At 67.6% G+C, this 10,907-nt stretch carries 7 protein-coding genes and 1 pseudogene; 4 read left to right on the forward strand and 4 right to left on the reverse strand.

Going from position 1 to position 10,907, the window contains the following annotated elements:
- Together gltB and A5691_RS24070 are read left to right on the forward strand one after the other, a co-directional pair.
- A partial coding sequence (gltB, locus tag A5691_RS24065; protein ID WP_068266814.1) for a glutamate synthase large subunit occupies positions 1–4,237 on the forward strand: 4,237 nt, incomplete at its 5' end.
- Positions 4,230–5,696: a glutamate synthase subunit beta gene (locus A5691_RS24070; RefSeq protein ID WP_067751882.1), complete on the forward strand. Its 1,467-nt coding sequence runs from the start codon at positions 4,230–4,232 to the stop codon at positions 5,694–5,696. The genes gltB and A5691_RS24070, both read left to right, overlap by 8 nt.
- A gap of 396 nt (positions 5,697–6,092) precedes the next feature.
- Here A5691_RS24070 and A5691_RS24075 read toward each other — a convergent pair whose 3' ends face one another.
- Positions 6,093–6,941: an LLM class F420-dependent oxidoreductase gene (locus A5691_RS24075; protein ID WP_068019247.1), complete on the reverse strand. Its 849-nt coding sequence runs from the start codon at positions 6,939–6,941 to the stop codon at positions 6,093–6,095.
- A 51-nt stretch (positions 6,942–6,992) separates the two neighbouring features.
- Between A5691_RS24075 and A5691_RS24080 the strand changes: the two genes are divergently transcribed.
- Together A5691_RS24080 and A5691_RS24085 are read left to right on the forward strand one after the other, a co-directional pair.
- Positions 6,993–7,424, forward strand: coding sequence for a hypothetical protein (locus tag A5691_RS24080; protein ID WP_067751888.1), 432 nt, complete (start codon positions 6,993–6,995; stop codon positions 7,422–7,424).
- Between the two features lie 76 nt (positions 7,425–7,500).
- Complete coding sequence (locus A5691_RS24085; protein WP_068019250.1) at positions 7,501–8,508, forward strand: PHP domain-containing protein; 1,008 nt, start codon at positions 7,501–7,503, stop codon at positions 8,506–8,508.
- A 9-nt stretch (positions 8,509–8,517) separates the two neighbouring features.
- Here the strand turns inward: A5691_RS24085 and A5691_RS24090 are convergent, their stop codons facing one another.
- The 3 genes and pseudogenes from A5691_RS24090 to A5691_RS29235 form a co-directional block, all read right to left on the reverse strand.
- Positions 8,518–9,276, reverse strand: a complete 759-nt coding sequence (locus A5691_RS24090) for a YoaK family protein (protein WP_068019253.1) — start codon at positions 9,274–9,276, stop codon at positions 8,518–8,520.
- A 152-nt stretch (positions 9,277–9,428) separates the two neighbouring features.
- Positions 9,429–10,634, reverse strand: a complete 1,206-nt coding sequence (dinB, locus tag A5691_RS24095) for a DNA polymerase IV (protein ID WP_067752128.1) — start codon at positions 10,632–10,634, stop codon at positions 9,429–9,431.
- Between the two features lie 142 nt (positions 10,635–10,776).
- Positions 10,777–10,907 (reverse strand): annotated as a pseudogene (locus tag A5691_RS29235) (hypothetical protein); the annotation flags it as partial.

The following is a 10,907-nucleotide window of genomic DNA, read 5'->3' on the forward strand; positions in this document are numbered from 1 at the left end:
GACGGTGCTCGGCTGGCGCAACGTGCCCATCGACGACTCCTCGCTGGGGGCGCTCTCCCGTGACGCGATGCCCACCTTCCGGCAGGTGTTCATGGCCGGCGCTTCCGACATGACGCTCGAGCGCCGCTGCTACCTGGTTCGGAAGCGCGCCGAGCACGAACTCGGCACCAAGGGACCGGGCCAGGACGGTCCCGGGCGCGAAACCGTTTATTTCCCAAGCCTTTCCGGTCAGACCATGGTCTACAAGGGGATGCTGACCACCCCGCAGCTCAAGGCGTTCTATCTTGACCTGCAAGACGATCGGATGACCAGCGCGCTGGGCATCGTGCACTCGCGGTTCTCCACCAACACCTTCCCGTCGTGGCCGCTGGCCCACCCGTTCCGTCGCGTCGCCCACAACGGTGAGATCAACACCGTCACCGGCAACGAGAACTGGATGCGGGCCCGTGAGGCGTTGATCAAGACCGAGATCTTCGGCACGGAAGCCGATGTCGAGAAGCTGTTCCCGATCTGTACCCCGGGCGCCTCCGACACCGCACGCTTCGACGAGGCGCTCGAACTGCTGCACCTGGGCGGCCGCAGCCTGGCGCACGCGGTGCTGATGATGATCCCCGAGGCCTGGGAGCGCAACGAATCGATGGACCCGGCGCGTCGGGCGTTCTACGAGTACCACGCGTCGTTGATGGAGCCCTGGGACGGTCCCGCGTCGATCACCTTCACCGACGGCACCATCGTTGGCGCCGTTCTTGACCGAAATGGCTTGCGCCCCTCGCGGATCTGGGTCACCGACGACGGCTTGGTGGTGATGGCTTCCGAGGCGGGTGTCCTGGATCTGGACCCCGCCAAGGTGGTCCGCCGGATGCGGCTGCAGCCGGGCCGCATGTTCCTGGTGGACACCACCCAGGGCCGCATCGTCTCCGACGAGGAGATCAAGGCCGAGCTCGCCGCCGAGCACCCGTACCAGGAGTGGCTCGATAGGAACCTGGTTCCCCTCGAGAAGCTGCCGCAGGGCGATTACGTGCGGATGCCCCACGATCGACTTGTCAAGCGGCAGCTGGCTTTCGGCTACACCTACGAGGAGCTCAACCTCCTGGTGTCGCCCATGGTGCGCACCGGCGCAGAGCCGATCGGCTCGATGGGCACCGACACCCCGGTCGCGGTGCTCTCGCAGCGTCCGCGGATGCTCTACGACTACTTCCAGCAGCTCTTCGCCCAGGTGACCAACCCGCCGCTGGACGCCATCCGCGAGGAGGTGGTGACCAGTTTGCAGGGCACCACCGGCGGGGAGCGCGACCTGCTGACGCCGACCGAGCACTCGTGTCACCAGATCGCTTTGCAGCAGCCGATTCTGCGCAACCACGAGCTGGCCAAGCTGGTCAACCTCAACCCCGACGACGAAGTCAACGGGCGTCCGCATGGCATGCGGTCCAAAGTGATTCGCTGCCTGTACCCGGTCGCCGAGGGCGGCGCGGGGCTGGCCGCGGCGCTGGACGACGTGCGCGCACAGGCGTCGGCGGCGATCGAGGACGGTGCGCGGGTCATCATCCTGTCCGACCGGGAGTCCAACGAGCAGATGGCGCCCATCCCGTCGCTGCTCGCCGTCGCCGGCGTGCACCACCACCTGGTGCGCGACCGGACACGCACCCACGTGGGCCTGGTCGTCGAGACCGGTGACGCCCGCGAGGTGCACCACATGGCGATGCTGATCGGATGCGGGGCCGCGGCGATCAACCCCTACCTGGCGTTCGAGTCGATCGAGGACATGCTCGACCGCGGCGCGATCGACGGGATCGACCGCGAGAAGGCGCTGAACAATTACGTCAAGGCGGCCGGTAAGGGCGTGCTCAAAGTGATGTCCAAGATGGGCATTTCGACGCTCGCCTCTTACACTGGTGCACAGCTGTTCCAGGCGGTGGGCATCTCCGAGGACGTGCTCGACGAGTACTTCACCGGGCTGAGCTGTCCGATCGGTGGTATCACCCTGGAGGACATCGCCGCCGACGTCGCGACGCGCCACCGGCTGGCCTACCTGGACCGCCGCGACGAGCGCGCGCACCGCGAGCTCGAGGTGGGCGGCGAATACCAGTGGCGCCGGGAGGGTGAGTACCACCTGTTCAATCCGGAGACGGTCTTCAAGCTGCAGCACTCGACCCGCACCGGTCAGTACAAGATCTTCAAGGACTACACCCGGCTGGTCGACGACCAGAGCGAGCGGATGGCATCGCTGCGTGGCCTGCTGAAGTTCCGCGGCGGTGTGCGTCCCCCGATTCCGCTGGAGGAGGTCGAGCCGGCGAGCGAGATCGTCAAGCGCTTCTCGACCGGGGCGATGAGCTACGGATCCATCTCGGCCGAAGCCCACGAGACGCTCGCCATCGCGATGAACCGGTTGGGTGGGCGATCCAACAGCGGTGAGGGCGGCGAGGACGTCAAGCGTTTCGACCGCGATCCCAACGGGGATTGGCGCCGCAGCGCGATCAAGCAGGTCGCGTCCGCACGGTTCGGCGTGACCTCGCACTACCTGACGAATTGCACCGACATCCAGATCAAGATGGCCCAGGGCGCCAAACCCGGTGAGGGTGGCCAGCTTCCGGGGCACAAGGTGTACCCGTGGGTCGCCGAGGTCCGGCACTCCACGCCCGGCGTCGGCCTGATCTCTCCGCCGCCGCACCACGACATCTACTCCATCGAGGACCTCGCGCAGCTCATCCACGACCTGAAGAACGCCAACCCGTCCGCGCGGGTGCACGTCAAGCTGGTCTCCGAGAACGGGGTGGGCACGGTTGCGGCCGGCGTTTCCAAGGCGCACGCCGACGTGGTGTTGATCTCGGGCCACGACGGCGGCACCGGCGCGACGCCGCTGACGTCGATGAAGCACGCCGGCGCGCCCTGGGAGCTCGGTCTGGCCGAGACGCAACAGACCCTGCTGCTCAACGGGTTACGCGACCGGATCGTGGTCCAGGTGGACGGCCAGCTCAAGACGGGCCGCGACGTGATGATCGCCGCGCTGCTGGGCGCCGAGGAATTCGGCTTCGCCACCGCGCCGCTGGTGGTGGCCGGCTGCATCATGATGCGGGTGTGCCACCTGGACACCTGCCCGGTCGGCGTCGCCACCCAGAACCCGCTGCTGCGGGAGCGGTTCACCGGTAAGCCGGAGTTCGTCGAGAACTTCTTCATGTTCATCGCCGAAGAGGTGCGGGAGTACATGGCGCAGTTGGGTTTCCGCACCCTCAACGAGGCCGTCGGCCAGGTGGGGGCGCTGGACACCACGCTGGCGCGGGCGCACTGGAAGGCGCACAAGCTGGACCTCACGCCGGTGCTGCACGAGCCCGAGTCGGCGTTCATGAACCAGGACCTGTACTGCAGCTCGCGGCAGGATCACGGTCTGGACAAGGCGCTGGATCAGCAGTTGATCGTGATGAGCCGGGAGGCGCTCGATTCCGGCAAGCCGGTGCGTTTCTCCACCACGATCAGCAACGTCAACCGCACGGTGGGCACCATGCTCGGCCACGAGGTGACGAAAGCCTATGGCGGCCAGGGCCTTCCGGATGGAACCATCGACATAACGTTCGACGGCTCCGCCGGCAACAGCTTTGGGGCATTCGTCCCGAAGGGAATCACCCTGCGCGTCTACGGCGATGCCAACGACTACGTCGGCAAGGGCCTGTCCGGTGGCCGGATTGTGGTGCGGCCGTCGGACAACGCCCCGCAGGACTATGTGGCCGAAGACAACATCATCGGCGGCAACGTGATCCTGTTCGGCGCGACCAGCGGGGAGGCATTCCTGCGCGGAGTGGTCGGCGAACGGTTCGCGGTCCGCAACTCGGGTGCCCACGCGGTGGTCGAAGGTGTGGGTGACCATGGATGCGAATACATGACGGGTGGTCGGGTAGTGATTCTGGGCCGCACTGGCCGCAACTTCGCCGCGGGAATGTCCGGCGGCGTGGCCTACGTATATGACCCGGACGAGGAATTGCCGGACAATCTCAACATCGAGATGGTGGACATGGAGGCGCTGGACTCCGACGATGCCGAGTTCCTGCACGGGATAATCCGGGCGCACGTGGATGCCACCGATTCCGCGGTGGGCCAGCGGATCCTGGCCGACTGGCGCGGTCAACAGCGCCACTTCGTCAAGGTGATGCCGCGCGATTACAAGAAGGTGCTGCAGGCGATCGCCGAAGCCGAGCGCGACGGCATCGACGTGGACAAGGCGATCATGGCGGCCGCGCATGGCTGATCCGAGCGGCTTCCTGAAGTACACCCACCGGGAACTGCCGAAGCGTCGGCCTGTCCCGCTGCGGTTGAAGGACTGGCACGAGGTCTACGAAGACTTCGACGAAGGCACCCTGCGCGAGCAGGCGACCCGTTGCATGGATTGCGGTATTCCGTTCTGCCACAACGGCTGTCCATTGGGAAACCTGATCCCCGAATGGAACGACCTGGTGCGCACGGGCCGGTGGCGCGACGCGATCGAGCGGCTGCACGCCACCAACAACTTCCCGGACTTCACCGGCAGGCTGTGCCCGGCGCCGTGTGAACCGGCCTGTGTGCTCGGCATCAATCAGGATCCGGTGACTATCAAGCAGATCGAGCTGGAGATCATCGACCGCGCCTTCGAAGAAGGCTTCGTCGAGCCGCTGCCCCCGGACAAGCTGACCGGGAAGAAGGTCGCGGTGGTGGGCTCGGGCCCGGCCGGTTTGGCCGCCGCCCAGCAATTGACCCGCGCCGGCCACACGGTCACCGTGTTCGAGCGGGCTGACCGCATCGGCGGCCTGCTGCGATACGGCATCCCGGAATTCAAGATGGAGAAGCGCGTCCTCGACCGGCGCCTGGACCAGATGCGCGCCGAGGGGACCGAGTTCCGCGCCGGTGTGAACGTCGGGGTCGACATCACCGCCGAACAGCTGCGCGCCGACTTCGATGCGGTGGTGCTGGCCGGTGGTGCGACCGCCGCGCGGGACCTGCCCGTCCCCGGTCGGGACCTGGACGGAATCCACCAGGCGATGGAGTACCTGCCGTGGGGCAACCGGGTGCAGGAGGGCGATGACGTCCTCGGGCCCGACGGGGAGCCCCCGATCACCGCCAAGGGCAAGAAGGTCGTCATCATCGGCGGCGGCGACACCGGCGCGGACTGCCTGGGCACCGCGCACCGCCAGGGTGCCACCGTCGTGCACCAGTTCGAGATCATGCCGCGCCCGCCGGAGTCTCGGGCCGAATCGACCCCGTGGCCGACTTACCCCTTGATGTACCGGGTTTCGTCGGCGCACGAAGAGGGTGGCGAGCGGGTGTTCTCGGTGAACACCGAGCAGTTCGTGGGCGAGGATGGCCGCGTGACGGCGCTCAAAGCCCACGAAGTCACCATGCAGGATGGCAAGTTCGTCAAGGTCGAGGGCTCGGACTTCGAGCTCGAGGCCGACTTGGTGCTGCTGGCGATGGGCTTCGTCGGACCGGAGCGGGAGGGCCTGCTCACCGACCTCGAAGTCAAGCTCACCGATCGCGGCAACGTCGCGCGTGGCGCCGACTTCGACACGTCGGTACCGGGCGTGTTCGTCGCCGGGGACATGGGCCGCGGCCAGTCGCTGATCGTCTGGGCGATAGCTGAGGGCAGGGCCGCGGCCGCGGCCGTGGACCGCTACCTGATGGGTGTGACCGCCCTTCCCGCGCCGGTCAAGCCGACCGCAGTACCGCTCCAGTAGTCACAGAAGTCACATCAGAAACACACGTCCCAAAATCGGCGAGTCTGCCACCGTTTGCCAGGCGGCGGGTGTCTAATAACCCGTTGTGGGCTTCGTCACACGGGCGAGTGATCGGGGCTCCGGCGGAACGGAACGATCGCAGGAGTGATCACTGTGCACATCAATCCAGTACCTCGATCACGGATGGGGCGAATCGCCTGGTCCTGGTTTCGTCACCCGGTGAAGAGCCGCGAGTTCCCTGCCAAACACGAGCGCCTGGTCACCGCCGCCGAATTACTGATCTTCGGGGCATAGCCGCCCCGCCGCGCGCCTCCGAGTGCGACGCGGGGGTTTGCTCGACGGAGCAAACGGGGGACATGTTCGGCACACCGCGAAGGTCCCCGGTACCGGTGTTGATCAGCTCAGCAATCCCGAATCGCGAATGACCTCGGCCAGCGGTTCCAGGACGCTCGGGTCGTGGGGCGGGTTGATGTAGACGATGCCCAGGTCGAGTCCCTCGGCCGCCAGCCCGGCCGCCTCCTCGACGACCTGCTGGTAGTTGCGCTGCTCGTCCAGGCGCAGGTGCGCCGACAACATGATCTCCTTCGGATCGCGCCCGATCTTCTCGCACTCCGCGGCGAGCACGTCGCGCTTGCGCGCGAACACCTCGGGCGGGCCGCCGACGAAGTTCCAGTGCTGCGCGTAGCGGGCGGTGATCGGCAGCGTCCGTTTCTCCCCGCTGCCGCCGATGCAGATCGGCGGGTGCGGGCGCTGGACGCCCTTGGGTTCGTTGCGCGCGCCCTTGAGCTGGTAGTACTTGCCGTCGAAGTCCGTGGTGTCCTGACTGAGCAGGCTGGTCAGCACCTGGCACGCCTCCTCGAATCGATCGAAACGTTCCCGGATGCTGCCCAGCTCGATGCCGTAGGCGCCTGACTCTTCCTCGTTCCAGCCGGCTCCGATGCCCAGCTCGAGCCGTCCGTTCGAGATGATGTCGAGTGCGGCGGCCATGTTGGCCAGCACGGCGGGGTGGCGGTAGTGAATGCCCGTCACCAGCGTGCCCAGCCGCAACCGTTTGGTGGCCTGCGCCAGCGCGGTCAGCGTCGTCCAGCCCTCCAGGCAGGGCCCGCTGCTGTCGGAGAAAATCGGGTAGAAGTGGTCGAAGGTCCACCCGGACTCGTAAACGTCGATGTCGTCGGCGGCCTGCCAGACGGCGAGCATGTCGGCCCAGGCGGTGTTTTGCGGGGAGGTCTTGAAGGCGAATCGCATGGAATCGACGTTAGTCGATCTTTATGAAGGGCAACTAAACTCAGGCTCGCGATGAATTACTCCCTCGGGCTCGACACCAAGATCACGCTGCTGGCGGCCGGGCTGATCTTTCTGCTCGCGCTGGTCCTCGGGGTTTGGAAGTACCGGCAGATCATGACGGCCGACGACCACCGCGCCCATCCCTACGTCGACATCGCACACCGGGCGGCGTTGCTCTACTCGTTTGCGACGCTGCTGCTGGCGGTCTTCGTCGAGCTGAGCGCGTGGCCGGCGTGGCTCAACCTGGCCGCGGCCGGCGTGGTCGTCTTCTTTTTCGTCGGCGCCATCCTCAGCTACATCGGGCACGGGGCGCGGCGCGACACCGTCAACCAGTTCGAGAACCCCGTCCCCGGCACCGGGGTGATGATGGCGTTGCTCATCGCCGGCGAGATCGGGGGCTTCGGCGTCCTGCTCGCCGGATTCATCGCCGGGCAGTTCCGGTGACCCGGACGGCTTTGGCGGTGACCTGCGTCGCCCGGCTCCGCCGCGCTTGCAGTCACCACGCAGGCACACTGGAGTCATGGATCCCGTAGAGGCCTTGCGGCAGATCGCCTACTACAAGGACCGCAGCCGCCACGACCCGCGGCGCGTGATGGCGTATCGCAACGCCGCCGACATCATCGAGGGGCTCGACGACGCGGCGCGCGAGCGGCACGGCCAAGCCAACAGCTGGCAGTCGCTGCCCGGCATCGGTCCCAAGACCGCGAAGGTCATCGACCAGGCCTGGTGCGGCAGCGAGCCCGACCTGCTGGCCGAATTACGTTCGGCCGCAGAGGATCTCGGTGGCGGGGACATCCGGGCGGCGTTGCGGGGCGATCTGCATCTGCATTCGAACTGGTCGGACGGGTCGGCACCGATCGACGAGATGATGGCGACTGCGTCCGCGCTCGGGCACGAGTATTGCGCGCTGACCGACCACTCGCCGCGGCTGACCATCGCCAACGGGCTGTCGCCCCAGCGCCTGCGTGCGCAGCTCGACGTCATCGACAAGCTGCGTGACCAGTTCGCGCCGATGCGCATCCTCACCGGGATCGAGGTCGACATCCTCGAGGACGGCAGCCTGGACCAGGAGCCCGAGCTGCTCGAGCGGCTCGACGTGGTCGTGGCCAGCGTGCATTCCAAGCTGTCGATGGACGCCTCGGCGATGACGCGGCGCATGGTGCGCGCAGTTTCGAATCCGCACGCCGACGTGCTGGGCCATTGCACCGGCCGGCTGGTATCGGGCAACCGGGGCATCCGTCCGCAATCGAAGTTCGACGCGGAAGCGGTCTTCACCGCCTGCCGCGATCACGGCTCCGCGGTGGAGATCAACTCGCGACCCGAACGCCGGGACCCGCCGACCGCGCTGCTCAAGCTGGCGCTCGAACTCGGCTGCGTGTTCAGCATCGACACCGACGCGCACGCGCCGGGCCAATTGGACTTCCTCGGCTACGGCGCGCAGCGTGCGCTGGACGTGGGCGTGCCCGTCGACCGGATCGTCAACACCTGGCCGGCCGACAAGCTGCTGGAGTGGACCGGCTCGAATTGAGACGGCCGCTCAGACCCGCACCGGTTCGGCGTGCTCGGGAACCGGTTCTTCGCTGCGGGCGGCGCTCTGCAATAGATTGGCGGCGGCCACGGTGGCGCAGGTCGCGGCCGGGATGAGCAACGCGTAACCCCCCAACCGCGCGCCGAACACGATCCCGGCCACGCCGCCCCCGAGGAACAGCAGGAGGGTGGTCGCCAGGATCGCGGCTTTCCATTTATCGATTCCGTGCAGTCGACTGCGGCCGAGGATCAGCCCGAGGTCGGTGACGGTCCCGGTGAAGTGCGTGGTGCGGATCGCCATTCCGCGGAAGCTCGATGTCATCGCGTTCTGCAGGCCGAGGGCCGCGGCGGCGAACAGCGCCTGCACCGCGGTCTGTTCGACGCCCAGGGCGTTGATCTGCGCCTTGACGACGGTCTCCTCGACACCGGCCGCGGCGAGCACGAGCAACACTGCCTCGAGGAAGAGCACAGCGGCGTGGCGTGGGCCCGCAAGGGCATCGGTGGACGCAAGGATCGCCCCGGCCACCGTCGCTCCCGCCAAGAAGCCCAAGAAGATCGCGGCGAGCACGTGCCCTTCGTAGAGCCAGGGGTTGGCCGTGTTCATGCCCAGCTGGGTGGTGATCGCCGTCAGGTTGCCGACGGGCAGCGCCAGGATCAAAAGCGCCACGGCGTTGACGAAGCCCGCGGACAAGGCGAGCAGCGCGCTGTAACCGAGCAGGAGACCTTCGCGGGGCAGGCCGGTGTCGCGGGCTTGGTGCGGCGGCGGCATCGGGTTCGGTCGCTCACTTTCGATGGTCGGGTTTTCGCCAGCCTAACCATCAGGCCGTCAGACTTGCGGCGCTGAGAGGCTGATTCAGATCAACCTCAAATCATCGAAATCGCTTGCGGCAGAGAATGATTGGTGAGAACGATCACAACCCGTCAGTCGGGAAGACGTGGCATCTCTGTACCCGGATCGTGGCCGACCAAAACCGCGGGTGTCAGCGCGGACCTGCCGTACCGATCACGCACCCGGTCGATCGCCGCGTCGATGGCGAGCCGGTTGTCGTGCTCATCGAACGGCAATGTCAGTTGCTGGGCGCCGCTGCGGTCGATCCCCGACACCGCGAACCCGACCAGCGTCAGCCCGCGCTGCGCGATGAGCGGAGCGGCCGACACGACCAGCCCCCGCGCGGCGGCCAGGATCGGCTGCGTCGAGGACGTCGCCCACGGCAGCGTCCGTGACCGCGTCGCCCGTCCGAAATCGTCGAACCGCAGGCGCAGCACCACCGTGCGGCCGGTACGCCCGGCGGCACGCATCCGGCGGGTGATGCGGTCGATCAGGTTGATCACCACCGCATCGATCTCAGCGGCCGACATGGTGTTGCCGGCGCGGCCGAGCGCCCGCTGCGCCCCGACGGACCGCCGCCGCACACCGGTGGTCACCCGGCGGCGGTCGATGTTGCGGGACAGCGCGAACAGCTGGCGCCCCATGGCGCCGCCCACCAGCGAGGCCAGCGTCGACTCACTCAGCTCGGCCACGTCGGCGACGGTCACGAGCCCATGGGCGTGGAGTTTCTCGGCCGTCTTGGCGCCCACGCCCCACAGCCGCCGGACCGGCAACGGGTGCAGGAACGCGAGCTCCTGGTCCGGCGGCACCAACAGCAGCCCGTCGGGCTTGGCCTCCTGGCTGGCGATCTTGGCGAGAAACTTCGTCCGGGCGATGCCCACCGTGATCGGCAGGCCGACGCGGTCGCGCACGTCGGCGCGTAGCCTTCCGGCGATCTGTACCGGCGTTCCGGACACCCGGCGCAGGCCGCCGACGTCGAGAAACGCCTCGTCCACCGAGAGCGGCTCCACAATCGGTGTGCAGTCGCGAAACACCTCGAACACGGCGTCGCTGGCGCGGCTGTACGCGCTCATCCGGGGCGGGACAACCACGGCGTGCGGGCACAGCCGCCGCGCCTGGGCGCCGCCCATCGCCGTTCGCACGCCGTAGGCCTTGGCCTCGTAACTGGCGGCGAGCACGACCCCGCCGCCGACGATGATTGGGCGGCCACGCAGCGTCGGATCGTCGCGCTGCTCCACGGACGCGTAGAACGAATCCAGGTCCGCGTGCATGATGGACGCCTCACACCGCACGAACATATGTTCGCACGCGGGGGTGACGGGATGCGATGCTGGCGACCCGCTTCGGCCGGCTACGCCGCGCTTGCGATCGCCACCGATGCGATGGTGGCGACCCGCTTCGGCCGGCTACGCCGCGCTTGCGATCGCCACCGATGCGATGGTGGCGACCCGCTTCGCCCGGCTGCGCCGCGCTTGCGATCGCCACCGATGCGATGGTGGCGACCCGCTTCGCCCGGCTGCGCCGCGCTTGCGATCGCCACTGATGCGATGGTGGCGACCCGCTTCGCCCGA

Origin of the sequence: Mycobacterium sp. E183 (genome assembly GCF_001667735.1) — a bacterium.
Taxonomy (GTDB): domain Bacteria; phylum Actinomycetota; class Actinomycetes; order Mycobacteriales; family Mycobacteriaceae; genus Mycobacterium.